This is a genomic window from Nannocystis pusilla, assembly GCF_026626665.1.
Lineage (GTDB): Bacteria > Myxococcota_A > Polyangia > Nannocystales > Nannocystaceae > Nannocystis > Nannocystis pusilla.
Genome location: NZ_JAPNKE010000001.1, coordinates 1 through 26,555, shown reverse-complemented (window position 1 = coordinate 26,555; position 26,555 = coordinate 1). Strand labels below are relative to the sequence as shown.

General features: G+C 68.4%; 39 protein-coding genes and 2 pseudogenes. 38 read left to right on the top strand and 3 right to left on the bottom strand.

Annotation, left to right across the window (positions count from 1 at the left end; genetic code table 11):
* The first annotated feature begins 189 nt into the window (after positions 1 to 189).
* The 18 genes from OV079_RS00200 (at position 190) to OV079_RS00115 (ending at position 12,109) form a co-directional block, all read left to right on the top strand.
* Positions 190 to 903: a hypothetical protein gene (locus OV079_RS00200; RefSeq protein WP_267765535.1), complete on the top strand. Its 714-nt coding sequence runs from the start codon at positions 190 to 192 to the stop codon at positions 901 to 903.
* A complete protein-coding gene (locus tag OV079_RS00195) occupies positions 854 to 1,456 on the top strand; it encodes a hypothetical protein (RefSeq protein WP_267765534.1) in 603 nt (200 codons plus the stop codon). Before OV079_RS00200 ends, OV079_RS00195 begins: the two co-directional genes overlap by 50 nt.
* Before the next feature lie 88 nt (positions 1,457 to 1,544).
* Positions 1,545 to 1,862 carry a hypothetical protein gene (locus tag OV079_RS00190; protein WP_267765533.1) on the top strand — a complete coding sequence of 106 codons (318 nt, stop codon included), beginning with the start codon at positions 1,545 to 1,547 and terminating at the stop codon, positions 1,860 to 1,862.
* Positions 1,859 to 3,175 (top strand): DNA methyltransferase, encoded by a 1,317-nt coding sequence (locus OV079_RS55440; RefSeq protein WP_267765532.1) that lies wholly within the window; start codon positions 1,859 to 1,861, stop codon positions 3,173 to 3,175. Before OV079_RS00190 ends, OV079_RS55440 begins: the two co-directional genes overlap by 4 nt.
* Entirely contained in the window at positions 3,172 to 3,744 is a 573-nt protein-coding gene (locus tag OV079_RS00180) for a hypothetical protein (RefSeq protein ID WP_267765531.1), read from the top strand. Before OV079_RS55440 ends, OV079_RS00180 begins: the two co-directional genes overlap by 4 nt.
* Positions 3,741 to 5,246, top strand: a complete 1,506-nt coding sequence (locus OV079_RS00175) for a hypothetical protein (protein ID WP_267765530.1) — start codon at positions 3,741 to 3,743, stop codon at positions 5,244 to 5,246. The genes OV079_RS00180 and OV079_RS00175 overlap by 4 nt, the downstream gene beginning before the upstream one ends.
* A gap of 39 nt (positions 5,247 to 5,285) precedes the next feature.
* Positions 5,286 to 5,546: a phage portal protein family protein gene (locus tag OV079_RS00170; protein ID WP_267765558.1), complete on the top strand. Its 261-nt coding sequence runs from the start codon at positions 5,286 to 5,288 to the stop codon at positions 5,544 to 5,546.
* Positions 5,546 to 6,898, top strand: a complete 1,353-nt coding sequence (locus OV079_RS00165; protein ID WP_267765557.1) for a DUF935 domain-containing protein — start codon at positions 5,546 to 5,548, stop codon at positions 6,896 to 6,898. Before OV079_RS00170 ends, OV079_RS00165 begins: the two co-directional genes overlap by 1 nt.
* Complete coding sequence (locus OV079_RS00160) at positions 6,898 to 7,329, top strand: hypothetical protein (protein WP_267765529.1); 432 nt, start codon at positions 6,898 to 6,900, stop codon at positions 7,327 to 7,329. Before OV079_RS00165 ends, OV079_RS00160 begins: the two co-directional genes overlap by 1 nt.
* Positions 7,320 to 7,946, top strand: a complete 627-nt coding sequence (locus OV079_RS00155; RefSeq protein WP_267765528.1) for a phage head morphogenesis protein — start codon at positions 7,320 to 7,322, stop codon at positions 7,944 to 7,946. The genes OV079_RS00160 and OV079_RS00155 overlap by 10 nt, the downstream gene beginning before the upstream one ends.
* 78 nt (positions 7,947 to 8,024) lie before the next feature.
* The gene (locus OV079_RS00150) at positions 8,025 to 9,014 is read left to right on the top strand and encodes a phage protease (protein ID WP_276602564.1); all 990 of its coding nucleotides are present in this window, start codon (positions 8,025 to 8,027) and stop codon (positions 9,012 to 9,014) included.
* Between the two features lie 3 nt (positions 9,015 to 9,017).
* A complete protein-coding gene (locus OV079_RS00145) occupies positions 9,018 to 9,449 on the top strand; it encodes a hypothetical protein (protein WP_267765527.1) in 432 nt (143 codons plus the stop codon).
* A gap of 38 nt (positions 9,450 to 9,487) precedes the next feature.
* Positions 9,488 to 9,700 (top strand): hypothetical protein, encoded by a 213-nt coding sequence (locus OV079_RS00140; protein ID WP_267765526.1) that lies wholly within the window; start codon positions 9,488 to 9,490, stop codon positions 9,698 to 9,700.
* Complete coding sequence (locus OV079_RS00135; RefSeq protein ID WP_267765525.1) at positions 9,697 to 10,386, top strand: Mu-like prophage major head subunit gpT family protein; 690 nt, start codon at positions 9,697 to 9,699, stop codon at positions 10,384 to 10,386. Before OV079_RS00140 ends, OV079_RS00135 begins: the two co-directional genes overlap by 4 nt.
* A 7-nt stretch (positions 10,387 to 10,393) precedes the next feature.
* The gene (locus OV079_RS00130) at positions 10,394 to 10,822 is read left to right on the top strand and encodes a gp436 family protein (RefSeq protein WP_267765524.1); all 429 of its coding nucleotides are present in this window, start codon (positions 10,394 to 10,396) and stop codon (positions 10,820 to 10,822) included.
* The gene (locus OV079_RS00125) at positions 10,819 to 11,310 is read left to right on the top strand and encodes a phage virion morphogenesis protein (RefSeq protein WP_267765523.1); all 492 of its coding nucleotides are present in this window, start codon (positions 10,819 to 10,821) and stop codon (positions 11,308 to 11,310) included. Before OV079_RS00130 ends, OV079_RS00125 begins: the two co-directional genes overlap by 4 nt.
* On the top strand, positions 11,307 to 11,873 hold the full coding sequence (locus tag OV079_RS00120; protein WP_267765522.1) for a hypothetical protein: 567 nt from the start codon (positions 11,307 to 11,309) through the stop codon (positions 11,871 to 11,873). The genes OV079_RS00125 and OV079_RS00120 overlap by 4 nt, the downstream gene beginning before the upstream one ends.
* A complete protein-coding gene (locus tag OV079_RS00115) occupies positions 11,870 to 12,109 on the top strand; it encodes a DUF2635 domain-containing protein (RefSeq protein ID WP_267765521.1) in 240 nt (79 codons plus the stop codon). The genes OV079_RS00120 and OV079_RS00115 overlap by 4 nt, the downstream gene beginning before the upstream one ends.
* A gap of 216 nt (positions 12,110 to 12,325) precedes the next feature.
* Here OV079_RS00115 and OV079_RS00110 read toward each other — a convergent pair whose 3' ends face one another.
* On the bottom strand, positions 12,326 to 12,463 hold the full coding sequence (locus OV079_RS00110; RefSeq protein WP_267765520.1) for a hypothetical protein: 138 nt from the start codon (positions 12,461 to 12,463) through the stop codon (positions 12,326 to 12,328).
* Positions 12,464 to 12,529: 66 nt separating this feature from the next.
* Here OV079_RS00110 and OV079_RS00105 point away from each other — a divergent pair, with 66 nt between their 5' ends.
* From OV079_RS00105 to OV079_RS00060, 11 genes and pseudogenes are all read left to right on the top strand, one after another.
* Positions 12,530 to 13,576 (top strand): phage tail sheath C-terminal domain-containing protein, encoded by a 1,047-nt coding sequence (locus OV079_RS00105; protein ID WP_267765519.1) that lies wholly within the window; start codon positions 12,530 to 12,532, stop codon positions 13,574 to 13,576.
* A 16-nt stretch (positions 13,577 to 13,592) separates the two neighbouring features.
* Positions 13,593 to 13,958 carry a phage tail tube protein gene (locus tag OV079_RS00100; protein WP_267765518.1) on the top strand — a complete coding sequence of 122 codons (366 nt, stop codon included), beginning with the start codon at positions 13,593 to 13,595 and terminating at the stop codon, positions 13,956 to 13,958.
* A gap of 3 nt (positions 13,959 to 13,961) precedes the next feature.
* The gene (locus tag OV079_RS00095) at positions 13,962 to 14,435 is read left to right on the top strand and encodes a phage tail assembly protein (RefSeq protein WP_267765517.1); all 474 of its coding nucleotides are present in this window, start codon (positions 13,962 to 13,964) and stop codon (positions 14,433 to 14,435) included.
* A gap of 73 nt (positions 14,436 to 14,508) precedes the next feature.
* Positions 14,509 to 16,590, top strand: a complete 2,082-nt coding sequence (locus tag OV079_RS00090; protein WP_267765516.1) for a phage tail tape measure protein — start codon at positions 14,509 to 14,511, stop codon at positions 16,588 to 16,590.
* Positions 16,590 to 17,627, top strand: a complete 1,038-nt coding sequence (locus OV079_RS00085; protein WP_267765515.1) for a DNA circularization N-terminal domain-containing protein — start codon at positions 16,590 to 16,592, stop codon at positions 17,625 to 17,627. The genes OV079_RS00090 and OV079_RS00085 overlap by 1 nt, the downstream gene beginning before the upstream one ends.
* A 14-nt stretch (positions 17,628 to 17,641) precedes the next feature.
* Entirely contained in the window at positions 17,642 to 17,866 is a 225-nt protein-coding gene (locus tag OV079_RS00080) for a hypothetical protein (protein WP_267765514.1), read from the top strand.
* Positions 17,867 to 17,876: 10 nt separating this feature from the next.
* Positions 17,877 to 18,365 (top strand): annotated as a pseudogene (locus OV079_RS56990) (phage baseplate assembly protein); the annotation flags it as partial.
* Entirely contained in the window at positions 18,328 to 18,975 is a 648-nt protein-coding gene (locus OV079_RS56985; protein ID WP_420829386.1) for a phage baseplate assembly protein, read from the top strand. The pseudogene OV079_RS56990 and the gene OV079_RS56985, both read left to right, overlap by 38 nt.
* Complete coding sequence (locus OV079_RS00070; protein WP_267765512.1) at positions 18,959 to 19,624, top strand: phage baseplate assembly protein domain-containing protein; 666 nt, start codon at positions 18,959 to 18,961, stop codon at positions 19,622 to 19,624. The genes OV079_RS56985 and OV079_RS00070 overlap by 17 nt, the downstream gene beginning before the upstream one ends.
* Positions 19,625 to 19,626: 2 nt before the next feature.
* On the top strand, positions 19,627 to 20,088 hold the full coding sequence (locus OV079_RS00065) for a phage GP46 family protein (RefSeq protein ID WP_267765511.1): 462 nt from the start codon (positions 19,627 to 19,629) through the stop codon (positions 20,086 to 20,088).
* Between the two features lie 55 nt (positions 20,089 to 20,143).
* Positions 20,144 to 21,190: a baseplate J/gp47 family protein gene (locus OV079_RS00060; protein ID WP_267765510.1), complete on the top strand. Its 1,047-nt coding sequence runs from the start codon at positions 20,144 to 20,146 to the stop codon at positions 21,188 to 21,190.
* Here the strand turns inward: OV079_RS00060 and OV079_RS00055 are convergent, their stop codons facing one another.
* A complete protein-coding gene (locus OV079_RS00055) occupies positions 21,191 to 21,907 on the bottom strand; it encodes a hypothetical protein (RefSeq protein ID WP_267765509.1) in 717 nt (238 codons plus the stop codon).
* Between the two features lie 81 nt (positions 21,908 to 21,988).
* Here OV079_RS00055 and OV079_RS00050 point away from each other — a divergent pair, with 81 nt between their 5' ends.
* From OV079_RS00050 to OV079_RS00020, 7 genes are all read left to right on the top strand, one after another.
* Positions 21,989 to 22,387 (top strand): phage tail fiber protein, encoded by a 399-nt coding sequence (locus tag OV079_RS00050; protein WP_267765508.1) that lies wholly within the window; start codon positions 21,989 to 21,991, stop codon positions 22,385 to 22,387.
* Between the two features lie 3 nt (positions 22,388 to 22,390).
* The gene (locus OV079_RS00045; protein ID WP_267765507.1) at positions 22,391 to 23,116 is read left to right on the top strand and encodes a putative phage tail protein; all 726 of its coding nucleotides are present in this window, start codon (positions 22,391 to 22,393) and stop codon (positions 23,114 to 23,116) included.
* Positions 23,116 to 23,841 carry a WD40/YVTN/BNR-like repeat-containing protein gene (locus tag OV079_RS00040; RefSeq protein WP_267765506.1) on the top strand — a complete coding sequence of 242 codons (726 nt, stop codon included), beginning with the start codon at positions 23,116 to 23,118 and terminating at the stop codon, positions 23,839 to 23,841. The genes OV079_RS00045 and OV079_RS00040 overlap by 1 nt, the downstream gene beginning before the upstream one ends.
* Positions 23,842 to 23,923: 82 nt before the next feature.
* A complete protein-coding gene (locus OV079_RS00035; RefSeq protein WP_267765505.1) occupies positions 23,924 to 24,526 on the top strand; it encodes a hypothetical protein in 603 nt (200 codons plus the stop codon).
* Between the two features lie 3 nt (positions 24,527 to 24,529).
* Complete coding sequence (locus OV079_RS00030) at positions 24,530 to 24,748, top strand: hypothetical protein (RefSeq protein ID WP_267765504.1); 219 nt, start codon at positions 24,530 to 24,532, stop codon at positions 24,746 to 24,748.
* Complete coding sequence (locus OV079_RS00025; RefSeq protein ID WP_267765503.1) at positions 24,748 to 25,212, top strand: hypothetical protein; 465 nt, start codon at positions 24,748 to 24,750, stop codon at positions 25,210 to 25,212. The genes OV079_RS00030 and OV079_RS00025 overlap by 1 nt, the downstream gene beginning before the upstream one ends.
* A 22-nt stretch (positions 25,213 to 25,234) precedes the next feature.
* Entirely contained in the window at positions 25,235 to 25,411 is a 177-nt protein-coding gene (locus tag OV079_RS00020) for a hypothetical protein (RefSeq protein ID WP_267765502.1), read from the top strand.
* Here the strand turns inward: OV079_RS00020 and OV079_RS00015 are convergent.
* Positions 25,396 to 25,689, bottom strand: coding sequence for a helix-turn-helix domain-containing protein (locus tag OV079_RS00015; RefSeq protein WP_267765501.1), 294 nt, complete (start codon positions 25,687 to 25,689; stop codon positions 25,396 to 25,398). The genes OV079_RS00020 and OV079_RS00015 overlap by 16 nt on opposite strands.
* A 154-nt stretch (positions 25,690 to 25,843) precedes the next feature.
* On the opposite strand from OV079_RS00015, the gene OV079_RS00010 reads away from it, so the two are divergent.
* Both OV079_RS00010 and OV079_RS00005 read left to right on the top strand, forming a co-directional pair.
* Positions 25,844 to 26,155, top strand: a complete 312-nt coding sequence (locus OV079_RS00010; RefSeq protein ID WP_267765500.1) for a hypothetical protein — start codon at positions 25,844 to 25,846, stop codon at positions 26,153 to 26,155.
* Between the two features lie 72 nt (positions 26,156 to 26,227).
* Positions 26,228 to 26,555: pseudogene (locus OV079_RS00005) on the top strand (hypothetical protein); the annotation flags it as partial.

Sequence of the window (26,555 nt, the reverse complement as noted above, 5' to 3'; positions counted from 1 at the left end):
GGCGCGCGACCTCGGCGGCGGCGAGGCCGAGCTCAAGGCCAACTGCACGCCGCCCAGTGGCGACGGTCGACGGAGAGCCCGCCGGCTCCGGTCAGACGATGTCGCACGAGCTGCTCGTCGAGCTCTCGCTGATGTACGCGCCGACGACCGCGACGGGCAAGACGATCGAGGAGCAGCGCATCGATCCTCGTGATCCTGCGGCGCGCGTTGGCGGAGCGACTGCTCGCCACACCGGTCGAGGGCCTCGACGAGGAGAGCGCCCGCCGGGAGCGACGCGAGCGGTTCCAACGCGTCCTCGGCACGCTCCGCGCCTTCGCCGAGCTCTGCCGCAAGGATGACAGCAAGTCGAGGTGGTGGGGGCCGAACATGCTCAGCCAGCAGGTCGCGCAGGGCAAGACGCTCTCGCCGTGGGCGATGGTCGAGCGCAACGTCGCCGACGCGGAGCGGGCCGCCGGCGCCGCCGAGGTCAAGGCCCGCGAGGCTGCCGCCCGCGCCGCCGCCGTGATGGTCCCCACGACGCCCACGAGCCCGCAGGATGCGGCCGAGCGCGAAGCCAAGGCCCGGGCCGCCCAAGAGATGGCGGCCATCCTGGGCGGCAGCGTGCGCTTCGGCGGGCCCACATCCGCCCGGGCCCGGGGACCGGTAGCCGAGACCGAACTGGACCAGGAGCGCGAGCGCCGGCGCGGCCAAAGGCGCGAGGCGAGGGACGAGCGAGACGAGGACCGCGAGATCCAGCGGCGGTGGCAGCTGAACGCCGCGCTGGCGCGGGCGCGCGAGGCGAAGGGCGAGCCGCTCACTGACGACGAAGCGAACAAGATCCGCGCCGGGTTCGGCGAGAGCGAGGAGCACGATCATGATGGGGGAGAAGATCACCGAGTTGGAGCCTGGAGACGTAGCCTTTGACCCGAAGACGGGCAAGGACAGGCTCTTCGTTCGCCGCGCGGCGGCAGGGTCTTTCGCAGGCTCCGAGATCTGGGCAGTCGAGGACCACGTCGCACATGCCGGCTCGCCCGTGCCGTGGAGCACGGAGCACCGTTGGCCATGGGTCGTTCACGTCGACATCGTGACGCCCTGCCGCGACACAGGCGATTCGCTCAAGGTCACGTTCTCGATGCCGTCGCTGGGCCCACCCGGATCATCCGCGTGGGCCGCCGCTGAGGTCGCGGCGATCAAGCGGGCCGGCGCCCACGAGGCGATGGAGTCGTTCGGCGTCGACCCGCACAAGCTCGGCAACGACACGGCCGAGGTGCCGGCGTTGGAGGGAGGGTCCGACCACTGTCTTGCGTGCGGCGACGACCCAGAGCGCTCCGCGCGTTGCCCATTCTGCGGCCCCGAGCCAGAAGCGCCGCCCGCCTCCGAGTGGGTCTGCCACGACTGCGACCAGCCGACGACCGCCGCCGATCCCGTCTATGACCTGTGCGCCTCCTGCGAGAAGGCGTGGCTGGAGAGCAAATAGACGAAGCCCGCGACCGGCTGCAACCGACCGCGGGCTCGAGCTCTTGCGAGCGGACTCGACAAGACCGCCTACCACGCAGGAGCTTCACGTGCAACGACCGACCGCAGACATCATCCGCGCCGACTGCAAGCGCATCGCCACCGTCGCTGAGCTGAGCGACTCGCTGGTGCGGATCGCAGCGCGCCTCGCCGACACCGACACGCCGCTCTCGACGCAGCAGGTCACCCGCCGCGTGGCCGCCATGGAGCGCGACCTCGGCCTCGAGCCGGCGGCCCCGAGCTGCCGCGGTGCCGGCCGCCCGCGCAGGGATGGATCCGAGCGCACGTACAACCGGGCCGACCAGCGTCGCGCCGGCGCCGTCGCCCGCCGCTGGCTGCGCTTCTGCGGCGAGGGGGACTGCCTGTGACCGCGAATGCCCTCTATAGCGCGTTCGGGGCATTCGAGCGGCCCTCGCATGACGACCCCGAGCTCTCCCACATCCCCGCCGAGCTGCGGCACCTGGCGGTCCCGATCGACGCGATCCGCCTCGACCCCGGCAACGTCAACAAGCACCCGACCTCGCAGCTCGAGGTGCTGAAGTCCATGCTCCGCGAGTTCGGGCAGCGACAGCTGCTCGTTGTGCGGGCGTCGACGGGCGTGCTCGAGGCAGGCGAGGGCCGAGTCCTCGCCGGCCGCGCGCTCGGCTGGCGTTGGATCGCCGCGCTCGCCTGCGACGACGACCCGGTCACAGCGCTCCGCTTCGCGCTCGGCGACAACCGCAGCGCGCGCCTGTCCGAGGTCGACGAGGAACTGCTCGCGCAACAGCTCCTCGTGCTCCGCGACGAGGGGAGCGACTTGGCGTCGATCGGATGGCAGCCCGACGAGGTCGCCGCGATCTTCGAGTCCGACGAGCAGGTGCCCGAGGACCTTGTCGAGCCCGAGGCCGTCGTCGTCGCGGCGACGTTCGTCCAGCTGGGTGACCTGATCGAGATCGGGCCGCACCGCCTCGTCTGCGGCGACAGCACTGACCCGGCTGTGGTCGAGCGCCTCATGCAGGGCGAGCTCGCCGACGTCACATTCACCGACCCGCCATACGGCATCGCGTACGTCGGCAAGTCCGACGAGCTCGCCGACGAGCGCAAGACGATCGCCAACGACAACCTCGGCCTCGAGGGGACCCGCGATCTAGTCGCCCGAGCCGCCCGGGCCTGGCCGCTGCGCGCCGGGGGCGTGTGGTACGTGTGCTCGGCGAGCGGCGACATGGAGACGATGTTCCGGTGCGGCCTGCTCGACGCGAGCCACCGCGTGCGACAGCAGATCGTCTGGAAGAAGAACTGCCTGGTCCTCGGCCACTTCGACTATCACTACATCCACGAGACGATCCTCTACGGCTGGAAGGAGGGCGCTGGCCACTTCTGGTGCGGTTCGCGGACTGAGGTGAGCGTCTGGGAGTTCGACAAGCCCACGCGCTCTGCGGACCACCCGACGATGAAGCCGATCCCGCTCGTGGCGAAGGCCCTGGTCAACAGCTCGCGCCGCGGCGACCTCGTGTTCGACGGCTTCGGCGGGTCCGGATCGACCCTCATCGCGGCGCACCAGACCGGACGGCGCGCGCGGCTCGTCGAGCTCGAGCCGGCGTTCTGCGATCTGATCATTCGCCGCGCCGCCGCGTTGGGCCTGTCGGCCATGGTCCATCGGCCAGGTGAGGCGGAGCCGATCGCCTGGAAGGATCCGCGGTGACGCAGCCGCCACCGACGCGCCGACACGGCGCCGACAACGGACGCTGGCGGTTCACGGAGGATCTCCAGAGCGAGCTCGTCCGCCTGATCCGCGCCGGCAACGACCGGGCTGAGGCCGCGAAGCGGTGCCGGCTCGGCGAGCGCACGCTCAAGTACTGGATCGCCAAGGGCCGATCGAACATCGCCACGGTGTCGGAGGCGAACGAGCGCGAGGCCGGCGCCGGCGACGAGCTGCTCGACGAGTACGGCCTCTTCGTCCTCGAGGTTGACGCCGCCGAGGCCGCATGCGAGGCGAGCCTGAAGGAGGTCGTCTTCAAGGCAGCGATCGGCGACGCACAGAAGGGCATCGCCGGCAACTGGAAGGCCGCGCTCGAGATCCTCGAGCGGCGGTGGCCGACCCGGTGGTCGAAGCGGCTGCGGGCGATCAGGGCCCACGTCGAGGACGAGGAAGAACGCGAGGCCGATCGCGGCGGCACCGGGCCGACCGACACCGTCGCGTCCGGCCTCACGAACGAGTCGGCCCTGCAGATCGAGGAGAAGCTCCTCGGCATCACACGGAGAACACCATGAGCCTCTTGCTGCCCTACCAACAGCGCTGGTACGCCGACCGCTCGCAGCTCCGCGTCATCGAGAAGAGCCGCCGGTGCGGCATCACCTGGGCCGAGGGTGCGCGCCAGGTCATGCGCGCCGCCCGGGCCAAGCACGCCGGCGGCACCGACTGCTACTACGTGTCGACCTCGCACCGGCTCGGGCGCGAGTACATCGAGGAATGCGCCGAGTGGGCCAAGGCGCTCAACACCGCGGCGACGCACTTCGGCACGCGCATCATCGGCAACTTCGGGCGCGACGTGCTCACGCACGAGATCCGCTTCGCCTCGGGCTTCAGCGTCCGCGCGATCACCAGCAACCCCTCAGCGTTCCGCGGGCTGGGCGGCTCGGTCTGCATCGACGAGGCCGCGCACCACCCCGACCTCGAGGAGCTGCTCAAGGCGGCCGCGGCCGTGGGCGACTGGGGCGGCGACCTGTCGATCATCTCGACGCACAACGGGAAAGACAACCCCTTCAACGTCCTCGTCGAGGAGATCCGCGCGAAGAAGCGGGCCGGCTCGCTCCACCGCGTGTCGATCCACGACGCGGTCGCCGAGGGCCTGTACCGGCGTCAGTGCGAGGTGCGGGGGACCCCTTGGACGGAGGAGGGCGAGCGGCTATGGGTCCTCGACAAGCTCGCCTCCTGGGGCGCCGGCGAGGAGTACGAGGTCACGCCGGCCGCCTCGGGATCGACGTACATCCGCCGAGACCTGATCGAAGAGTGCTCGCACCGCGCGCCGATCGTTCGGCTCGAGCTGCCGGCCGAGCACCTGCGAGGCCCGAGCGAGACGAAGGAGGAGTCCGAAGCCCGCCGCGACGCCTTCATTTCTGCCTGGTGCGAGTCGGAGCTGCGGCCGCTGCTGAACGCTCTGCCGGCGGACCGCATCATCACCCTGGGCGTCGACTTCGCCCGGTCTGGCAACGGCGACCTGTCGGTCATGGCGCCGCTCGTCGAGCGCCGCGACCTCGTGAAGGTCTGCCCCTGGCTCGTCGAGCTGCGTGGCGTGCCCTACGAGGAGCAGTGGACCATCCTGCGGTTCATTGGGCAGAACATCCCCAAGTTCGCCGGCGTAGCTATCGACGGCACAGGCAACGGCGGCTGGCTCGGCGAGACGGCGCTGGCGTTCTGGGGCGATGCCCTCGTGACCGCGTTGCACCTGTCGCCAACGTGGTACAGCGAGAACCTCCCGCGCTTCCGCAGCGCGTTCGAGGAGCACCAGATCCTCGTGCCCGCCGACGACGACATCCGCCGCGACATCCTCTCGATCGTTGTCGTCAGCGGCGTGCCGCGGCTGCGAGAGCAGCGGAGCACGGACAGCAAGGACCGCAAGCCCCGTCACGGCGACGCCGCGATCGCGCTGGCGCTCGCGCACAGCCGCCACCGCGACGCGCCGCCGGACATCGACTTCCGCCGCGTCGAGCGCTTCGCCGAGACCCGGCGCGACCGCACCGCGAGGCTCAGGCGCCACCGCAACGAGTTCTGAGCCTGTAATCACTCCGGATAGGCGTGGGCGACTTCCGGCATGCCCACGCCCGGCCTCACAGATCACCGAGGAAAGCCGGTCTCGACGAAGGACCTCGGCATCGAGAAGGCCCGGCCCGGGCGGCGCGGCGCTCGGCCCTGGGCGCACCTCGGCGTCGCCACCGGCATGACGCCGACGAAGCTCGCCGGCATCTTCAAGAAGGCCGACGAGGGCGACGCGCTGGACCTCCTGACCCTCGCGCACGAGATCGAACGGCGCGACGCCCACGTCCGGGCCCAGCGACGAGGAAGCAGGCGGTAATCGGGGTCCCCTGGATCGTCGAGGCCGCGAGCGACGACAAGCGCGACAAGGACATCGCCTCCGAGCTCCAGGCCATCGTCGACGACGACATCTGGACGGACCTCGTGATGTCGAGCCTGGACGCGCTCCTGAAAGGCTACGCGGTCACGGAGATCACGTGGAACATGGGGGCACGCTGGACGCCCGCGTCCTTCACCTGGCGGGACCCGCGGAGCTTCGCCCTCGACCTCGAGGACGGTGCGACGATCAGGCTCCGCACCGACGCGCAGCCGAAGCTCGGCGAGGACCTCGACCCGTTCAAGTACGTCGTCCACGCACCGGCGCTCGTCAGCGGCCCGATCGCGGCGGCCGGGCTGGTCCGCCCGCTCAGCGTCCTCTACGTCCTGAAGACGCAGGGCGTGCGCGCGTGGCTGACGTACATGGAGCTGTACGGCATCCCGCTCCGCCTCGGGAAGTACCCCGCGCGGGACACGAGCGAGGACGAGATCGCCAAGTTGTGGGAGGCGCTCGTAGCGATCGGCGAGGACGGGGCCGGGATCATGCCGGCTGGCATGTCGATCGAGGTCCTCGACGCGATCGGCAAGGGCGGCGGCAGCCGGGCGCACCAGGACCTGGCCGACTGGTGCGATCGACAGGCGAGCAAGGTCATCGTCGGCCAGACGATGACCGCCGACGACGGCGCGAGCCTGTCCCAGGCGAAGGTGCATGACGACGTGCGGCGGGACTACGTCGTGGCCGACGCGCGGGCGCTCGCGGCGACGCTCCGCCGCGACTTCATCATCCCGTTCTGCAAGATCAACTACGGCGAGCTCGCCGTGTACCCTAAGCTCCGAGCGCAGACCGACGAGCCCGAGGATCGCAAGGTGTTCGTCGAGAGCCTGGTCCCCATGATCGACCGCGGCCTCGAGGTCGAGGCGAGCGTCGTGGCCGACCGCCTCGGCCTGCCCGTCCCCGACAAGGGCGCGAAGGTCCTCAGGCCGATGAACCGCGCGGCGCCTGCTGCGGCAGCCGACGCCGACGAGGCCGACGCCGACGAGGCCAAGGAATCGCCGGCGGAGAGCTCGAAGCAGGCTATCCAGGGCCGCGGGCGGGCCCGGTGCCAGAAGCATCAGCTCGCCGACAGCGACGACGGCGACTTCATCGACCGCGAAGCGACGCCCGACGACTGGCGCTCGACCATGAAGCCGCTGCACGACGCGGCGAAGGCGGCCGCCGCTGAAGCGAGCGGGTTCGCCGACTTCCTCTCCCGACTCTCCAGCGCCCAGGTCGACGGCGACAAGCTGGTCCGCTCGCTCGCCCTGAAAACACTTCAGGCCCGCGGCGTCGGCGACGCCACCGACGAGGTGACTTGATGAAACCCACAAAAATCTACTTCCACGGCGTGCTTCGGCCCGGCGAGGCCGGGCACTACCTGTACTCGACGACCGGCTACGCGCACCCCGACGCTGTGCGACTGCCGTGGTCAATCTACGACCTCGACGGAGGTCTCGTGTGGAATGCAGGGGCGTTGAACGTCCGCGGCTTGAGTTGTTGGCGCTCGCGTCCGACGCTGGGCCCTTCGGTTCAGGGTCATGCGGCGCTGCGCTACAAAGGCGGGTGGACGGCACTCGCGTGGCACGACTACACCGGCGACGAACGGGGCGGCTCGAACTCGGCGGTGCTCGCGGAAGGGACGCTCGGCTTCCAGGAGATGCTGGATGCCTTCGCCCGCCACTTCACTACGCAGTTCGAGCGGCAGCCTCAGATGGTGCTGCGCCACGAGGATCCCCGGCCGTGCGGCTGACGGCGAAGCAAGCAGGGCGAGCGCCGAAGGCGGCGCGGGAGTACTTCCGCCGCAAGAAGCTCGACCCCGACATCGACCTCGACGAGACCTGGTCGCAGGAACACGCCGAGGGCCTGCGCGTCGCAGGTGTCGTCGCGGATGACCTCCTCGCCGGCCTCCGCGATGCGGCGGACCAGGCGATCGCCGCGGGTCTCACCTTCGAGCAGTTCACCGAGCAGCTCGACGATGTCCTCGTCGCCCTCGGCTGGTCGAGCTCGACCGAAAAGCCGCCCTGGCGCTTGCGCGTCGTCTACGACACGAACATGCGGGTCGCGCGAGCCGCCGGGCAGTGGTCGCGGATCGAGCGGACCGCCGAGAGCGGCCGGGCATACCTCGAATATTCGCTGGGCCCCGCTGTGCAGCACCGGCCGGAGCACGAAGCCTGGGCGGGGACGATCTTGCGGTGGGACGACGCGTGGTGGTCGACGCACTACCCGCCGAACGGATGGAACTGCCGATGCCGCGTCCGGCAGCTCAGCGACCGCGAGGCGGAGCGCAAAGGCATCAGCGACTCGGCGCCGGAGGGCGACCCGGACCCCGGCTGGGACTACAACCCGGGCGCATCACGGGGCGCTTGAATCACTCCGGATAGGAGCGGTCGGCTCGGTAGCGTCGATGCCGGCTGCTGCCCAGAATGACGTCAATCGCCTGGAGCTCTGCGCGTCCGTCCCGATCACGGCGACGAGCGGCGCGCCGAGTGGGTCAACATCATCCCGCTCGCCGACAACGAGGGCCGCATCCACGCCCGCGACGGCCGCGAGTTCATCCTCGACGACGCCGCGGCATTCGTGCGCGCCTCGAACGCCGCAATCAGCAAGACCGGCCCCCAGCCCGTGGACAAGGACCACGAGATGCAGAGCTGGTGGAAGCCCGGCGGGCCGGCTCTCGGCTGGGCCGAGAAATACGAACTCCGGCCGGACGGCGTGTATGCCAAGACCGAGTGGCTGCCCGACGGCGAGCAGCTCGTCACGTCGCGGAAGTACCGATACACGTCGTCGGTCGTCCGCTGCGAGCTCGTCAACATCGAGCGGGACAAGTACGGGTTCATGGAGTCGTACGAACTCCAGATGAAGGAGCTCGCGGGCTTCACGATCACCAACATTCCGGCGCTCGAGGTGAGCGCCATGTTCAGCAGCCAGACCAAAAGGACCCCGATGGACATCACCGCACTTCTCGCCCTCGTCGGCCTGCCCCCCAACGCGACCAAGGAGGAGTTCTTCGCCGCAGCGCAGGCGAAGCTCACTGCCGAGGGCTCGAGCTCGGTCGAGTTGGCCGAGGCGAAGACGAAGCTCGCCGAGGCCGAGGCGAAGCTCGCCAAGGCCGAGGCGACGATCACCAAGCTCACCAGCGACGCGGCGGCGGCCGAGCAGGAGGCGCTCCTCAGCAAGGCCCTCGAGGACGGGAAAATCTTCCCCTCGCAGGTCGAGTACTACCGCTCGCAGATCCAGAAGCCCGGCGGTCTCGCCGACTTCAAGAAGTTCGCCGAGACGGCGCCGGTCCTCGTCAGCGGCAAGACGAAGGGCAAGAAGGTCGAGACGACCAGCAACGCCGCGCACGGCCTCACCGAGCGCCAGCTTCAGATCTGCCGCGACATGGGCATCAAGCCCGAGGACTACGCCGCGAACATCAAGCCCCAGGAGAGCTGAGCCATGACCGCCCTCACCAACGACCGCGACACCAAGATGATCATCGAGCCCGCGCTCTTGCGCGAGTTCGACGTCGACGACGACACCCTGATCTACTCCGGCTCGATCGTCGCCATCGACACGGCTGACTCCAACAAGGCCAAGCCGGGCGCGACCTCGACGACCCTGATCGTCGTCGGCCGCGCCGAGCACCGGGCCAACAACAAGACCGGAGTCGACGACCCGGTGAAGAAGATCAAGGTCAAGGCCGGGACTTTCCTCTACGCCAACAGCGGGGCGAGCGACGAGATCACGGACGCCGACATCGGCAAGAACGTCTACCTGGTCGACGACCAAACCGTCGCCAAGACCAGCGCCACCAACACCCGCAGCGTCGCCGGGAAGGTCTGGAAGGTCGAGAGCGCCGGCGTGTGGGTCACGCTCGGCCTGAACTGAATCCATCCACCTGACCCAAGGAGCAGCGAGGAAAAGACATGTCGAACCTTCTGGACGCGGCCTTCAAGGCCGACATCTACACGGGCAACAGGACCCTCTTCAACGACGTGCTCAACAACCGGGAGTACGCGCCGCAGTCGAGCATCCTCGTCGAGGAGGTCACGAGCAAAAACCTCCAGGAGACGTACGACTGGCTCATCGACAACTTCGGGCTCGGAAGTGGGTCGACGAGAAGAAGGTCAAGACGATGAAGGGCAAGGGCCTCGTCATCAAGAACGAGCCCTACGAAGACACCTTCGCAATGCAGACGCGCATCCTCAAGACCGAGGGCGGCGCGACTCGCTACGCGCCGCGCGTCAAGATGCTCGCCCGCGGGGCGAACCGGTTCGTCGACGAGCTCGTGTTCGCCACGCTGCTCGCCGGCTTCACGGTCAACGGCGTCGACGGCGTCCCATTCTTCAGCGCCTCGCATCCCATCAGCGACGGCGTCACCCACAGCAACTTCGGCGGCGGCGCTGGGGCACCGTGGTTCCTCTTCGACCCGTCGATCGTCAAGCCGGTGATCGTCCAGTGGCTGCAGCGGCCCGAGACGAAGGAGTCGGACAAGGACGAGTTCGACAAGGGCGTGATCTACTTCGGCGCCGAGGCTGACGCCGGCGCAGGCCTGACCCTCTGGCAGGCCGCCTACGCGTCGAAGCAGACTCTGGACCAGGCGGCGTTCGACGCCGCGGTGGCGCAGATGATGAAGACGCCACGCGAGAGCGGCGAGGGCGTCGGCGACAAGAAGCCGCTCGGCGTCATGCCCAAGCTGCTGGTCGTCGGCCCCAGCAACCGCGCCGCGGCGAAGGCGGTCCTCGAGAAGGAGCAGCTCGCCAACGGCGAGTCGAACACGAACTACAAGGCCGTCGAGCTGATGGTCACCCCGTACCTCGACTGAGCCTTCGATGACCTACGCGACGCTCCAGACGCTCACCGACCAGTTCGGCGCCGACGAGGTCCTCGTCTCGTCGGACCGCGACCACGACGGTGTCAGCGACCCGGACGTGGTCGCGCGGGCGCTGGCGCATGCGGACGGCCTGATCAACTCGAGGATCGGGGTCAAGTACAAGCTGCCGTTGCAGGTCGTGCCCGAGGTCCTGGTCGCGTACGCCGGGGACATCGCGCTGTACCGGATGTCCCAGGACACGGGCCCGCTCACCGAGGAGAAGCGGCAGCGCTACGAGGACGCGTTGCTCTGGCTCGACAAGGTCGCCGCCGGCAAGGCCGTCCTCGACGGCGCCCCAGAGCCGGAGGCGAAGACCTCGGCGAACGGCATCAAGGTCGTCGCCGCCGCCCGCGAGTTCACCCGCGAGAAGCTCGGAGGGATCCTGTGACGACTGGCGCGGGCGAGCTGTCGTTCAACGTGTCCGACATCGTCGGTCACGACCGCCTCGGTCGCCGCCACGCTGGCCGGCGCCGACGCATGCAGGACCTGTTCGGACGCCTGCCCGACGCGCAGACCAAGCTGCTGTTCGAGGCCGTGGGCTCCGAGCTCGAGAGCCAGACCAGGAGGCGCCTCAGCGACGAGAAGGAGGCGCCGGACGGCTCGGAATGGCACGAGTGGTCAACGGCGTACGCCGCGAGCCGGCCACCGAAGGGCGGGTTGCTCGAGCTCGACGGAGACCTGATCGACTCGATCGAATACAGTGCCGCGACCGAGGAGGTCGTCGTCGGCTCGGGCATCGTCTACGCCCGCCGTCACCAGTTGGGCGACGAGGACGCTGGCATCCCCGCGCGGCCCTACATCGGCCTCTCGAAGGCCAACGTCGCCGACGTGCTCGCGCTCGTCTTCGACTTCCTCGAGGAGGAGATGTTCCGGTGAGCCTGGACACCATCCTCGAGTCGATCAAGGCCAAGCTCGAGCAGGCGCTGCCCGAGCTGAAGACCGTGGAGATCGCCGGCGGTCGCATCGACCTCGCCGACAAGCGCCGCCGCGCTCGCCCGCTCCCCGCCGCGTTCATCTTCTGCGGCGGCACCGACAACGGCATCGAACAGGGCGGCAAGGCCAAGTCCGTGGGCCTCTTCGGCGTCGTGCTCGCGGTCCAGGAGCGGGCCGCCGGCCAGCCGACGCCTGGTGATCGCCCGCGACAGATCGCGCGCATCGCCGGCCGCGCGCTCAAGGTCATCATCAAGGCGAAGGTCTGGGACAACCCCGAGCTCGAGAAGCCCCCAACCGACGTCAGGTCGCGGAACAAGTACGCGACCGACGCGGACAATCACGACCTCGCGCTCTGGGCGATCACCTGGGCGCAGGAGCTCGCACTCACCAGCGATGACCCGCCGGTGGAGCTCGACGACTTCACGACGCTCCACGCCACGTGGGAGCTGCAGGACGGTTCGACGCCCGCGGTCGATGCCGTCGATCACATCGAGGTAAAGCCATGACCGTCAAGACCCTCATCGTCCCGCGCGCCGGCCTCAAGCTGCGCGACCCACTGACCGGCCAGCCGGTGCCTGCCGAGGGCATCGTCGTGACGGGTCGACTCAGCGTCTTCTGGCACCGACTGAAGAAGTCGGGCGACGTCGAGGCCCTGCAGGTCGACGACGCCCCGGCCTCGTCGACCATCGAGTCGACAGCCGAACCACTGACCACCGACCCGGCCGACGCGACCGAGGTCTGAGAGGAGCCGCAGCATGCCGATCCAGTTCAACTTGATCCCGGTCAACTGGCAGGTCCCAGGGACCTACGTCGAGGTCGACAACTCCGGAGCCGTGCAGGGCACGCCGGCGCTCCGCAAACCGATTCTCCTCGTCGGCACCCGCCGCTCGACCGGTACCGTCGCCCAGCAGATCGTGACGCCAATCACCGGTCCGAGCGACGGCGCGGGCTACTTCGGTCATGGCTCGCAGCTCGCGCACATGTGCGAGGGGTTCAAGAACGCGAACCCGAGCGGCGAGCTGTACGCCGTCGCCCTCGACGAGGACGCCGCCGGCGTCGCCGCCACGAACACGATCACGGTGACCGGCACCGCCACCGAGGCGGGCTCGATCCTCTCATCGCCGGCGGGCGCCGCATCAACGCCCCCGTCGCGAAGGGCGATGTGCAGAACACCATCGCCGCGTCCATCAAAGCGGCCTTCGACACGGACGTCGATCTGCCGTTCTCGTCGTCCGTGGCGCTCAACGTCGTCACGAACGCCGCGCGCCACAAGGGCGCGTCGGGGAACAGCCTCAGCATCGTCCACAGCTACTACGCCGGCCAGAAGCTCCCCGCCGGCGTCACCCTGGCGATCACCGCATTCTCCGGCGGCACCACCGATCCCGACGTCACCGATGCCCTCGCCGCGCTCGGCGGCGAGTACTACTACTCGATCGTCACGCCCTACACGGACGATGGGAATATGGACATCCTCGAGGCCGAGCTGGAGACCCGGTACGGACCGATGGTCGCCAAGCCGGGCCAGGGGCTCGCCGCCCTGCGGGACACGTACGCTGCGAGCCAGACGTACGGCAACGGCCGTAACAGCCCCTTCTCCAACGTCCTCGCCACCTCCCTGTCGCCGACTCCGCCGTGGGTATGCGCCGCCATCCTCGCCGGCGTCGAGGCCGCCGAGAACGATCCGGCACGCCCTCGGCAGAACGTCAAGCTGCCTGGGATGCTCCCTCCCCTCGTCGGCGACAGGTTCGATTCGCTGCAGCGCAATCTGCTGTTGCTCGACGGGATGTCGACCTACTACGTCGAGACTGGCGAGTGTTTCCTCGAGCGCCTGGTCTGCACGTACCAGACCAAGAACGGCATCGCGGACCCGAGCTATCACGACATCGAGACGATGCGGACGCTCGCGTACCTGCGGCACTCGCTCAAAGCTCGTTTCCAGCTCAAATACCCGCAGGCCAAGCTCGCCAATGACGGCACCACATTCGGCGCGGGGCAGGTCGTCGTCACGCCGAAGCTCGCCCGCGGCGAGATTCTTGCGCTGTTCGACGAGTGGGAGCGAGACGGGCTCGTCGAGAACAAGGCGCAGTTCAAGGCTCAGCTCATCGTCGAACGCAACGCCAACAACCCGAACCAGCTCGACATCTTCCTTCCGCCCGACCTCATCAACCAGCTGCGCGTCACCGCGGCGAGGATGGGCTTCAAGCTCTGAGAGGATCTCGAAGGACATGGCCCAAAAGACATTCAACATTGTCTACAAGATCAACGGGAAGGCCGCCGACGCCTTGCCCGGCGGCACCATCAAGTTCGGCGGCAAGACCCGCGTCCCCCTCAAGGTCAACGGCAGGGCCGGCGTGCATTACACCGAGGATTCGGAGGCGGGCGGCGCGACTATCAAGGTCGCCCACGGCGGCGAGGGCGGGATCACGGTGGCGGAGATCCGGTCATGGAAGAACGTCACGCTGGTCGCCGAGTTCGACAGCGGGGAGACGTTCCAGATGGCGGGCGCGTACACCACGAACGCCTTCGAGCTGTCGGACGGCGACGGATCGATCAGCGTCGAGCTGGCCGGGCCGGAGTGGGAGGAGATCTGAGCGATGACCCCCTACCGCGAAGCAGCAGAAAGGACCGACGTGAACATCACCAAGATCATCAAGGGGCTCGGCCTCTCGGAGGACGCGAGCGAGGAGCAGATCCTCGAGAAGATCGCCGACTTGAAGCGAGCGAGCGACGACGAGGAAGAAGAGCTCGACGCTCTGCAGAGAATCGAGCGCGGCGAGCACGAGCAGGTCGCGGTGAACGACGACCAGACGCTCGAGGTCACCCTGCTCTTTCCGTTGCAGAGTGGCACCGAGAAGATCCATGCGCTCGTCCTGCGAAGGCCCAAGTTCAAGCACTTGCGCGAGATGGACCGGCACGAGGGGGACATCGCCAAGGCCCAGGCGCTCATCGCGGCCGTCACGAACCGCTCGATGAAGGAGCTGAACGAGCTCGACGAGGAGGATCTGCTCACCCTGAACGCGGGCATGCGTTTTTTCAAGCGGCGCCGGAGGACTGGCGCCGCTGCCTAGGCCACCTCGCGGTCCACTGCGGCTGGCGTCCGCAAGACCTCGAAGAGCTCGACGGTGACCAACTGCGGTGGTGGTGGAGCACCATCTCGCCGCACCTTCCCAAGCAGCAGACCTGATGTCCTCGACGACGCTCACCACCTCCCTCATCGTCCGCCTGGTGGACCGGGTCACCGGTCCGATCAAGCGCGTGATCAAGGGCGTCGGCGACGTCGAGAAGACCGGCAAGCGGGCGGCGAAGTCCTTCGAGCTCGCCTCGAACATGAAGCACAGCGCCGACGCGGTGAAGGGCTTCGGGACCTCCGTACTCAGCGCGATCAAGGGGCCGGTCGACAAGTTCAAGGACTTCCAGGAGCAGATGTCGAGCGTGAAGGCCTCGACGTTCGACCTGACGAAGACGCTCGACGCGAGCCAGGTGCGTCTGATGGATGCGGCGATGGTCGACCTCGCCGCTACCGCGCGCCGCCTCGGGTCCGACACGAAGTACAGCGCCAGCGAGGCCGCCGCCGGGATGGACATCCTGGCGAAGAACTTCAGCGGTGAGGACCTGCAGAAGGCCCAGGACATCATGAAGGCGATGCCTGGCATCCTGAACACCGCCGCGGCCACGCGCGAGAGCATCGAGAACGCCGCCGACATCCAGACGGCTGCGATGAATCAGTTCGGCCTCGGCGCCGCCGACATGGGCCGCATCGGCGACGTGCTGGTCAAGACGGCCAACGGGACCGCCACGGGCCTACTCGACCTCGGAGAAGCCCTCAAGTACTCGGGCGTCACCGCCGCGAAGGCAAACATTGACCTCGAGACGACGCTCGGGATGATTGGTGCTCTCGGTAATGCCGGCAAGCGCGGCTCTGTCGCTGGCACCGGGCTCGCGTCGGTGCTCGGCAACTTCCAGAGCGGCATGAAGAAGCAGAAGGGCGCCCTGGCAGCGCTCGGGATCAACATCAAGGACAAGCAGGGTAACCTCCGTCCGATCATCGAGCTGCTCGCCGAAGCGGAGCGCGCCGCCGACAAGAAGTTCGGCAAGGGCAAGGGGGGCGTGCGGCGCGACAGGTGGATGCAGGGCCTGGTCGGAATGGGCGGAGACAAAGAGGCCCTGGCGATCCTGATGAAGCAGGCAGGCACCGGCGAGCTGCAGGCGCTGGTCGAGATGAACAAGAAGTCCGCCGGCACCGCAGCCCAGGTCGCCGCGGAGATGAACCGAAACGCTGCAGGCGCCAGCAAGGAGCTCGACAGCGCGTTCGAGGAGCTGCAGCTCACCGTCGGCGAGAAGGTCATCCCCGAGTTCACCGAGCTGCTGAAGTGGTCCAAGGAGCTAATCATCACGGTGACGACCTGGGCGAAGGAGAACCCGACGCTGGTCCGATCGCTGGGCCTCTTGCTCGGCGTCCTTGGCAGCCTCGGCCTCGTCGTCGCGCCGATCATCTCTGGCGTCTCCGCGCTCATCACGATCTGGGGAGGTCTGACCTGGGCCTGGGCGCTCGCCGTGAAGGGGGCGAAGCTGCTCACCGCCGAGATGCACATCATGAAGCTGGGCGTCGTGGGGTCGATGAAGGCGATCAAGACCGCCATCGCGTCGAACCCGGTCGGCGCGCTGCTCACCGCGGCGCTTCTGATCTATGAATATTGGGAGCCGATCAGCGAGTTTTTCTCTGGCCTTTGGGACAGCGTGACCGCCGGGTTCAAGGTGGCGATCGCCTGGATCGTCGACAAGCTCGAGTGGGCCGGTGACCAGGTTCGGCAGATCAAGGACACGCTGCTGATGCAGGAGACCTACGACAGCGCCCGCGCGGCGGCGCAGCAGGGACAGCTCGCCGGCATGTCACCCGAGCAGCTGCGCCAACTTCAGGCGCTCGGCGGTGGCATCGGGGCGCTTGCCGGCGACACGCTGAAGCAGCAGCGCGAGCTGAGCGCGAGCGCGGGCAAGATCAGCGCCCACATCGGCCCCGTCGGCGGCTGGATCGGCGCGGCTACCGGCGCGCCGGCGGCGAACGGCGCCCCCTTGATCCGTGAAGGCGAGGAGCCATCGAGCTCGAAGTTCGACGGCGAGCTGAAGATCACGGTGAATGGCCAGGGCGAGGTCGTGCAACAGAAGCTGGAGACGAAGGGCGACCCCGGCTTCCGCGTGCGCACTGGCACCGGGAGGCAGCGCTGATGCCGTGGCGCGACGACATGCTCGACGCTTCGCTCGGCGGGGCGCCTTTCTTCGTCGCATCCATCAGCGGATCCGGCGGGCGCCGCACGGTCATCACCGAGTTTCCCGACGCAGACGAGCCAGGGAGCGAGGACATGGGCCGCTCGGCGCGTCGTTGGCAGGTCGAGGCGGTCGTCGTCGGCGACGAGTACATGCGCGCGCGCGACGCCCTGCTCGAGGTGCTCGAGTCGGCCGGCCCGCACAAGTTCATCCACCCCTGGCAGGGCGACCGGGGCGCGGTCCGCCTCGACGGCGGCTACCAGCTGAGCGAAACGGTTGGTGAAGGCGGCGCGGCACGCTTCAGCTTCACGGTCGTCGAGGCCGGCGTCGCTGGCGGCACAGACATGCGCATCACCCAGAGCCCGGCTGCCGGGCTCACCGTCGCCGTCGCGGCGGTCGTCGCCGCTGCGGACGCGGAGCTTGTGCAGAAGCTTGCCAAGCCCGGCATCGTCGGCGCGGTGTCGGACGCGATCGGCAAGATCTCCGACGCCATGCAGAGTGTCCGGCGGCGGACGCTTGGCGCGCTCGCTGGTGCCGACGACCTCGTCCACGCTCTTGCCGATCTGAAGGAAGCCCGCAACGAGCTCGCGGGGCTGCCGAGCTCAATCATGTCCCAGGTGCGCGGGCTGCTTGCCGCGCTCGCGGCGGTGGTCCGGGTCAGCGCGGACGCTGATGACGCCCCGTTCCCCGGCGGAGAGAAGCGCGTACGGATCGACGTGGCGCTGCAGGCATCTGCGGCGCTGCAGGCGACGTTCTTGGAGACCCCGCCGCCCTACGATGGCGTCGAGGTCGACCAGGTTGTCCTCGACGCTGAGCGCGTCATGCAGCGGGCTTTCCGGGCCGCAGCGGTCGCCACCTACGCGGAGCTGTTCCTCTCGCTTCCACTCGAGTCGACGGCTGACGTCGCCAAGATCCTCGACGACCTCGGCGACGACATCGACGCGCTGATGCTAGACCGGGTGCCAGCGACGCGCTTCACAGCGCGCTCACGGACCTGAGAGCCGCCCTCGACGTGCAGCTGCAAGCCGCTGCACAGGACCTCCCGACGATCACGACCTACACGCCGCCGGCGTCGCTGCCCGCGCTGTTGATCGCGTTCTGGATCTACGGCGACCCGACGCGCGACCTCGAGATCGTCGGGCGCAACCGCGTCGACGATCCCAACGCAGTCGCCGGCGGCCAACCACTCGAGGTGCTCCTTGGCGGCGGCCAACCACTCGAGGTGCTCCTTGGCTGAGGACGACCTGGTGCTGCGGGTCGACGGTCGCGACCTGTCGGGCTGGACCTCGGTGCAGATCATCCGCGCCCTGGACCAGCTGGCGGACACGTTCGACTTGGCGATCTCGACGAGCAGGGCGAGCTCGGCGGAGATTGTTGAGGGCGCTGCGTGCGAGGTCATCTACCGCGGCGAGAAGCTGATCTCCGGCTACATCGACGACGTGGACCTGAGCGACACCAGCACATCGTCGTCGCTCTCGGTGTCCGGCCGGTCCCGCGCTGGAGACCTCGTCGACTGCTCCGCGATCCACAAGCCGTGGCGCAAGCGTTCGGGCCTCGAGATCGCCCGCGACATCTGCAAGCCGTTCGGCATCAGCGTCGACCTGGAGATCGCAACCGGTACCCTCGGCGAGGAGGGCTACTTCAAGATCGAAGACGGCGAGACGGTCTTCGACGTACTCGATCGACTCGCGCGATTGAATGGCGCGCGGCTCTGCAGCTACCCGGACGGGAGCATCAGATTCACGCGAACTGGCTTGCTGCATTACCCCGACGTGCTCATCGCCCGCGGCATCAATATCGCGTCGGCGCACGTGCGCCGCTCGATGGCGCAGCGCTTCAGCGACTACGTATTCAAGGCCCAGCTCGCCGCGGACGACGAGACGTTCGGAGAGGCAGTGGCGATCAAATACGAGGTGCGCGACGATGCAGTGCCGCGGCATCGCCCGCTCGTCGTGCAGACGGAAACGCAGCCGCGCAATACGAAGGGGCAGTTCGTCGAGGGCGAACCGATCAAGCACCCCCTGCAGCTCGCCGCGACGTGGGAGCGCAACACCAGAGCGGGCAAGTCGCTGCAGATGGAGTACGTGCTCGTGGACCGCAAGAATCCGAAACGAAGCTGGGAGCACGCGCGCGGTGTGGGAACCCAACATCGTCGTCGCTGTCGAGGACGACGTATACGGCATCGACGGCGAGTTCCTCGTCACGCAGGTCACCATGACGCGCGACTCGGCGGGCGGGACGCGTACGCAGGTCACCCTGACGCCGCCGGAGGCGTACGACGTGAAGGTGCCGCCCAAGCGGAAGAAGCCCAAGGGGGAGGGTTCTCGTTTTGACGATCACGCGTGAGACGGTTGAGCAGATGATCGAGGAGCGCCTGCGGCCGTGGGGTCTCCGCCTCCGGAGCCTCGTCGTGCGGGGCGTCGTCCGGGTCCTCCAGGAGTCCGGCCTGCAGCGCGCGCAGATTACCGCCACCGCGGACGACATCCTCGAGGAGGTCGAGTGCATCACGCCGCCGGGCTTCACCTCGCGGCCGAAGCAGGCCGAGGCGGTCGTGTTGGCGGTGCAAGGCGCGACGGGTCACCGGGTCGCGCTGCTGTTCGATCGCACGACGCGCCTGCAGGAGCTCGAGGACGGCGAGGCCGCGCTGTATGTCGGCCGCGAGGGGCAGCTGGTCAAGCTGCTCGCGGACGGCGGCGTCGAGGTGCGGGCCGCCGGCGCCGCCGAGTCGAGCATCGTCATGAAGCCGAGCGGCGACATCGTCATCACGCCAGGCGCGGCGGCAAAGGTGCTGCTCGGCGGCGAGACCGCGGTGAAGCATGTCGCGCTCGCCGAGGAGGTCGACGCGCGCCTGGCGGCGCTGCAACTCGCCTACGACACGCACACCCACCCGACCGCGCCGGTGGGCCCGGTGAGCCAGCCCACCGCGGTTCCGGGCGTCTCGCCGGTCGGCCCGCTCGCGCCGACGGGTGCCGACAACGTCTATGGGAAGGGCTGACTGTGCTGCGCCTCAAGTGGGACAACTCGGTTGGCCGCGCGCGCTTGCAGCTCGCCGACGACGGCACGCTCGCCAGCGACGGCGGCATAGAGACGCTCGCCATCCTGTCGCTCTTCACCGATGCCGAGGCGTCGCCCGCGGAAATAACTACTGCGGGGCTGGATCGACAGCGTGGATGGTGGGCGCACGCCGATTCAGTTCGCCCGGCCGACACGCCGAAGATGGGCTCCAAGCTCTGGCTGCTAACCCGGGAGAAGACCACGCTCGCCACGCTCCGCCGAGCCGAGGACATCGCGCTCGAATCGCTGGTGTGGCTCAAGGCGCGAGGTATAGCGAAGTCTATCCAGGTCGTCGCTTCGCGCCCGCGCGCAGGCTGGCTTGGTCTCGAGATTGATATTGTCCGTCCGTCCTCGCTTTTGCCGTCGTTCCGGCGGTTGTGGGAGGTGAAGCACAATGCCTTTTAATCGACCGACTCTGGCCAAGATCCGGGCCCGGTGCCGCAGTGACTTCAACTATGAGTTGAAGAGCGACGGCGCCAACCTGCCTGGCACCACGGAGAGCGCGTTCTGTGAAGCCGAGGCGGGAGTATCGCACGGGCTTCACGGTCGCCTCTCACAGGTGGCCGCGAACGCGTTCCCTCAAACCGCAGAGGCGGAGCAGCTGCGCCGACACGCAGCGCGGTATGGGGTATTCAAGCGTGAGTCGGTCCGCGCAACCGGTCCGGTTCGCTTCATCAGGACCCAAGTCGAGGGCCAGGTCGTGGAGAAGGGCCAGCGCGCGAAGGTCGGCGACGTCGAGGTCGAGGTGCTCACGGACACGCCATTTCCTGGCGTCGCCCTCGAGGTATCTGTGCCATGCAGGGCCGTCTCCGGCGGCCAGGCGGGCAACCTGCCGGGCGGGACGACGCTGACGCTGGTGACGCCCGTGGTCGGCGTCTCAAGCACGGCGCAGGTCGTGGACCCGGACGGACTAACCGGAGGCACCGACGAGGAGACGGATCTCGAGCTGCTCACCCGCCTGCTCGAGCGCCTGGCCGACCCGCCGAACGGCGGCGGCCCCAACTCGTACGAGTCCTGGGCAAAGGAGGTGCCTGGCGTGACGCGGGTGTGGGAGTTCGGCAACGTCCCCAAGCCCGGACGCGTCACAGTGCTGTTCATGCGCGACAACGACATGTCCGGCGACGTGCCGGACCCGTTCCCCGGAGCGCCGGAGGTCGCAGCCGTCACCGCGAAGATCCTCGAGAAGGCCCCGCTCCACCTGAAGGCGCTGTACGTCCAAGCGCCGATCGACAAGCCGCTGAGCCTGACGTTCAGCTCGCTCACGCCGAACACGCCCGAGGTCCGGGCGGCGATCGTCGACGCGTTGAGGAACATGCTGGCCACGAAGGCCGCGCCGCCCAGGGTGGACGGCGCGGTGTTCTACAAGAGCTGGCTCAACGAGGCGATCAGCAGCGTCGCCGGCGAGGTCGACCACAAGCTGAGCGTCCCCGCGGGCGACGTGGCGCTCAACAAGTTCGAGCTGCTCACGCTCGCCGACCCGGACACGCAAATCACGTGGCCGGTGTGATCATTGCGAGAAACAATAGACCCGCGCCCAAGCTCTACACGTATAGAGATGGTTGAAGGTCCATTTCTCGATCACGCCAACAAGTCCGATTCCTCCCATGGCCCGTCGAGAGGAGTCGCTCCAATCATTGCAGGTTCCGTTGGGTATCGTGTTTCCGCTTGGATCCGTACCTGTCCAGACAGGCCTGCCCCACCAGTCCATGTGCCCGGGTGGGGCGCCTCGATGCGGCGCCTCGACCAGGTTTCCGCTGAGAAGGTCGGCCCAGCTCTCCGCAACGACTTCGCCGTTGGTCATGATGACCTTGCCGTCAATCGGCTCGAATCTCTGAGACGCGCTGAGGTCCGAGACAGATCTCCATGCCAGGTAAACCTCGTCTAGGCCGGCCTCCTGAGCCTCCTTGGCACACGCGGCGTCCGCGGACTCGATGCCGTCATCCGTGTGAACAGACGTTGCGCTGACAAAGACCTTCCTGTCCCTGGGCGCCGGTTCGCCGGTCGTCAGGTCGGTTGTCGTGGGGGTCTCAGTCGTGGGCGTGGTCGTGGTCTCAGTTGTCGAACTGGGTTCGGTTTCCGTGGAGGGGTCGGTGTCGGTGTCGGTGCTGGGTTCAGGACAAGCACACAGGATGGCAAGGGCCGCGAAAATTTTCTGACGCATGAGAGTCTCCGCGACGGCAGGGCCGTCGGAGGCGATGTGCCGTGTGACGGGGAGGCCGATCACGTGGCGCGGAGAATGGCGCGAAAACGACCCCGCGTCAATCGCGCCTTGAATCACTCCGGATGCCCCTCCGAGGGTCGCTGCGTGGCTCTCAGCGCCGCAGGGCTGGCTCTCATCCTTCCGACCGCGACAACCCGCTACGTCGCGCTCGCAACGGCCGCAGATCTCCTCTCAGGGAGCTTCGCCGAGCTCACCGCGCCAGGTTACTCGCGCAAGGCGCACTCGGCGTGGCTCACCGTCGTCGGTGGAGGAGAGATTCGTCGACAGAGCAACGTCGCCATCGTCTTCGACGCGCTGCCGGCCGGTGCTACCGGCGTCACCTGGTGGGGCATCTTCGACGCCGCGGTCGCTGGGAACCTCCTCGCCGCGGGGCCGCTGTTGAACCTCGGGGGCACGCCGCAGCCCATGACCTTCGCCCCGGGCGATCAGCCGCGGTTCAACATCGGGGACCTGAGCCTCATTGCAACGCCCGAGGTCGTGTAACCGGTGGCGCTCGTCAACATCTACGGCACCAGCGAGGCCGCTGCTACCGAGGGCTGGGGCGACTGCACGCACCGGCGCCTCGAACCGGCCTTAGCCGCTCTTCTTCCCAACGGTTGGGCCTGGGACCGCGAGGACCCGGTCCAGAAGGCGTTGATCGCTGCGCACGGAGCGGAGCTGTCGCGCGTCGAAGTTCGCGCTGCCGCCCTCGAGCGGGAGCTCGACCCCAGCACGACGTTCGAGCTCTTGCCTGACTGGGAGGAAATGCTCGGACTTCCGGATTGCGCGCAGCCGGTCACGCTCGAAGCGCGCCAAGCTGCCGTCATAGCGAAACTCCTTGCGCAGGCGGGCCACGACCAGGGGCTCGGGTACTGGCTCTCCGTCCTCGAGGCCCTGATGTACCCGCTGCAGTGGCTAGAGAAGAGCCCGCTGGCGACATCGTGCATCGACACCTGCAACTCGCCCTTGTTCTCGGACGAGTGGGAGGCCGTCTGGTCATTGGTGATCGAGAGCGGCCTCGACGATGCCCTGCTGGCGTGCGTCGTCAATCACCAAGCCCTGATCCACACGCTCCCCAAGGTCCACGTTCTATGGCAACAGGCTGGAGTGACGAACGGTGACGAGTTCATACGCGCTATTGCTAGCACCATGAACGGGTACACGGTCGCAATCGGGGAGGATGCGGCCTTGCTCCGGGCGAAGCCGGGCGCCTCGGAATGGGAGGTGTGCTAATGCCCTCCGGCGACGACTTCTACGCGGCCTGCCACGCGGGCGTCGAGGGCACGAGACTGGTAGCCATGGGGACCGCCGGCGTCGTCTTCTACTCCGACAACGGCGGAGCGAACTGGACGGCCGGCAACGGCGCGGCGATAGCGAAGGATGTTCGCGGCGTCTCGCGTGGTCATGCTGCGGACGCGGTCGTCGTCGCTGTCGGTGATAGCGGCGGCTGCTACCGCAGCACGGACGCCGGGGCGACGTGGGGCGTGGTCGTCTCCGCCACGGCCGCCGATCTATACGCCGTCACGCGGTGCCAGGGCGCCATGGTCGCGGTCGGCTTCGACGGTCAGGTTGTGCGTTCCACGAACAGCGGCTCAACGTGGGCGAGCATCATCGGCCCCGTCAATGCGGGCGAGCACCTGTACGGCGTGAGCGCCTGGCTGCTGACCGTGGTAGCGGTCGGCGCCGGAGGCATCATCAGAATCAGCGAAGACGGCGGCCTCTCGTGGAAGCCGGTCCCGAGTCCCACTACGATGACTCTGCGAGCCGTACATCGCTCTCCTTCCGGACGCTGGACGGCTGCCGGCTTCGGCGGCACCATCATTCAGTCGCTCGATGAGGGCAAGACGTGGGTCCTGCGCCAGGTCCTTTCATTCACCGATCTTTGGGCGGTGGGTTCCGACTGGCCTGTCGGGCGAGCTGTCGCCGCGGGCGAGGACGGCAACATCTTCGTGGAGTAGCTATGGCGGTCATCATCCTCACGGACGGCAAGGCCGTCGACAAGTTGGTCCTGGTGTTCATGGGTGGACGAACGGCGACCCGGTGACCGGGACAGCGCCCACCGATCTCGATTCGGCGTGGTTCGACGCCGCCCAGCAGGAGACGAACAACGTCATCGTCCTCGCCGGGATCACGCTCAACTCGGCTGCGGTCAATCAGCTCGCGCAGGCGGTCGAGAAGATGGTCACGCAGCAGCAGCCGCGGGGGGCGTTCTCTGGGAACTACACCTTCCGCACGCAGTCGCAGCCGGAGATCTCGGCGACGGGCGAGACCCAGTACGAGTGGCGCAAGACGACGGTGCTCGAGGGAATCGCCAGCGGCGCGAACGGCCTCGTGGGCCGGTTTGTCATGCCGGCAGCGAACGTGGTCTGGCAGGCCGAGAGCAAGATCCACGTCATCGAGACGACGAGCAACACGAACCGAGGCAACTGTTGGCGCTGGGCGGGCGGGACGTACAGCGCCGGAGCGATCGGCATTGACGCCCAGAGCGACGTCAAGTCGAGCCTCCCGCTGGCGGCCCTGACATTCACCTTTAGCGCCATCAACTTCAAAGAGCTCGGCCTCACTGTGGCGATCCCCGCAGCGCCGGCCGCGAAGCTCTACAACATCTTTGCTGTTACAACGTTCACATTCGTACGGAGGTAAGTCATGGGTTGGGTGTTCGTGCAAGAGTTCGTCGTCGTCTTCAAGCTGCTCGCCGCCTGCCTGCCGGGCCAGGTCGGAACCGCCGCGGTCAACATAACCGCCACCGAGCCGAACAAGGAGGGCGAGCGGTTCGTCGAGATCGTCGTCGTCATCAACGCGGGCCCGGTGCTTGGGGACGTCGTCGAGTGCCTGGCCGAGGGGTTGCAGGACATCGGCTGGTGATGCACGGACCGCCAGAGCTTCCGGGCCAGGAGGCGCCGGCGCCGGCGCCGAGGACGTGGCTCGTCCCCGTGCTCGGCGCCGTGGTCCAGCTGGTGACCGGCTTGCTGCTGCTCCGGGTCGGCATTCACTACGACGACCAGCACCGAGCTCCCGGCGCCCTGACGTGGGTCGCGGTGTCGCTGCTGGCGGCCCCGTGGCTGATCTACGCGCGCGGGCAATGGCGACGAGCAGGTCTGGCTCGTCCAGGAGCGTCAGCGCCGAGGGCGCTGCCCGAGACCAGGATCGCGGCCGAGCTCGGCCCGCTGATCCAGAAGCACGGCATCACCGGCGTTTTCAACGCGATCGACCGCGTCGCCGACGCGGCCATCCGGCAGCACGGCGGCGCCTCTGGCACCTGGCGGGCGATCGATCAGGCTGCCGACGACCCGTCACGACGAGGAGGTAGCGATGTCGACCGCCGCTGATTCTCTACACGGCCCCAGCGCCATGAGCAGGACCACCGCGTCGCAGGAGTTTCGCGAGCTACTCGTCGAGCTCGGCGGCGAAGCTCCGCCGCCAGCGGGTATGCCGGGCATGCCACCGCGCGTGGCGGTCCTGATGTGGCTGACGACCACCAGCGCCTTCGCGCTGCTGCTGTTCGCGCTGGGCTACTTCGGCGGGTGACCGGCGAGGGCCTGCGCAAGCGCGTCGATCAGGGCGTCCTCGCGTCCCGTCAGCAGCTCGCACAACGCGTCGAGCGTGCCCCACGGTGGCGCGAGCTCGGCGCGCTCGTACCTGGACACGGTCGTCGGGGCGACGGTGGTGACGCCGAGCGCCTCGGCGAGGCGGCGCTGCAGCTCCGCCTGGGTCAGGCCCGAGCGCGCCCGGGCTTCGCGCAGGGCGGCGGCCAGGGCCTGGCGGATCCGCTGCTCTCGTTCGGAGTTTGGGCTCGTTCGCGGCACAGGCGCCCTACTTCCTAGCCCACCTGAGCAGTAGAAGGCTAGCCGATAAATGTGTGAGTTTGCGCAGGGCCTCGGCTTGTCGATTATTCGACTAACGACTGGTCGTCTAGCGTATACATGACGGGCGGCGAGACGCTGCCGCCGAGGACCGCCGATGACCCCCGCCACCGCATACCTGAGCTTCAGCCTCCACCGCGCCGCCCAGGTCGACCTTCAGGGCGACCGCCGCGAGCTCGCCCGCTGCGCCAGCGGCGTCCACGGCGACGAGGCGAGCGCCCTGGCCTACGCCCGGCGAGAGGGGCCGGCGCTGGTCCTGACGCCCGCCGGCGAGGTTGTGCGGGTCGAGCGGCAGCGCGACGCCGCCGAGGACCTGCGGATCGCCCGCGAGGAGCGGGCCGCGGCGGAGCAGCGCCGCCTGCAGCCAGCCGAGCGCTGGCAGACCGCGCCCCGCTTCCGCACCACCTAGCTCCCCCAGGCCCAGCCCCGTGCAAGCCGGGGCCGGCGATCGCCGCGGCGCTCTCAGGAGCACGAACACCACATGCGCACCGACACCACCGACACCACCATGCCCACCGCCACCACCACCAAGCCCGCCCGCAACCGCAGGACCCCGCCGCGCCTCGAGCAGCTCTCGCACGCCGACTCCGCGAACGCCACCAGCACGCCGGCCGCGGCGACCGCTGCGACCGCTGCGACCGAGCAGCCCACGCCGTCGCCGGCCGCGCCGGAGCTCACCCCCGCGGTCGCCGAGCGCCTGGCGAAGGAGAAGGCCAAGCTCGAGCGCGAGGAGAAGGCGGCAGCGCCCGCCGCCAGCGCATCGAGGCGCTCGAGCGGGGCGAGACGCCGCCCACGGCGACGAAGGGCCT

Coding starts and splice junctions, on each gene's coding strand:
- OV079_RS00030 (WP_267765504.1), top strand. CDS start 24,530: ATGGGTTGGGTGTTCGTGCAAGAGTTCGTCGTCGTCTTCAAGCTGCTC.
- OV079_RS00175 (WP_267765530.1), top strand. CDS start 3,741: ATGAGCCTCTTGCTGCCCTACCAACAGCGCTGGTACGCCGACCGCTCG.
- OV079_RS00095 (WP_267765517.1), top strand. CDS start 13,962: ATGACCCCCTACCGCGAAGCAGCAGAAAGGACCGACGTGAACATCACC.
- OV079_RS00085 (WP_267765515.1), top strand. CDS start 16,590: ATGCCGTGGCGCGACGACATGCTCGACGCTTCGCTCGGCGGGGCGCCT.
- OV079_RS00100 (WP_267765518.1), top strand. CDS start 13,593: ATGGCCCAAAAGACATTCAACATTGTCTACAAGATCAACGGGAAGGCC.
- OV079_RS56985 (WP_420829386.1), top strand. CDS start 18,328: ATGGCGCGCGGCTCTGCAGCTACCCGGACGGGAGCATCAGATTCACGC.
- OV079_RS00025 (WP_267765503.1), top strand. CDS start 24,748: ATGCACGGACCGCCAGAGCTTCCGGGCCAGGAGGCGCCGGCGCCGGCG.
- OV079_RS00140 (WP_267765526.1), top strand. CDS start 9,488: ATGTCGAACCTTCTGGACGCGGCCTTCAAGGCCGACATCTACACGGGC.
- OV079_RS00020 (WP_267765502.1), top strand. CDS start 25,235: ATGAGCAGGACCACCGCGTCGCAGGAGTTTCGCGAGCTACTCGTCGAG.
- OV079_RS00160 (WP_267765529.1), top strand. CDS start 6,898: ATGAAACCCACAAAAATCTACTTCCACGGCGTGCTTCGGCCCGGCGAG.
- OV079_RS00135 (WP_267765525.1), top strand. CDS start 9,697: ATGAAGGGCAAGGGCCTCGTCATCAAGAACGAGCCCTACGAAGACACC.
- OV079_RS00145 (WP_267765527.1), top strand. CDS start 9,018: ATGACCGCCCTCACCAACGACCGCGACACCAAGATGATCATCGAGCCC.
- OV079_RS00130 (WP_267765524.1), top strand. CDS start 10,394: ATGACCTACGCGACGCTCCAGACGCTCACCGACCAGTTCGGCGCCGAC.
- OV079_RS00040 (WP_267765506.1), top strand. CDS start 23,116: ATGCCCTCCGGCGACGACTTCTACGCGGCCTGCCACGCGGGCGTCGAG.
- OV079_RS00010 (WP_267765500.1), top strand. CDS start 25,844: ATGACCCCCGCCACCGCATACCTGAGCTTCAGCCTCCACCGCGCCGCC.
- OV079_RS00115 (WP_267765521.1), top strand. CDS start 11,870: ATGACCGTCAAGACCCTCATCGTCCCGCGCGCCGGCCTCAAGCTGCGC.
- OV079_RS00170 (WP_267765558.1), top strand. CDS start 5,286: ATGCCCACGCCCGGCCTCACAGATCACCGAGGAAAGCCGGTCTCGACG.
- OV079_RS00195 (WP_267765534.1), top strand. CDS start 854: ATGATGGGGGAGAAGATCACCGAGTTGGAGCCTGGAGACGTAGCCTTT.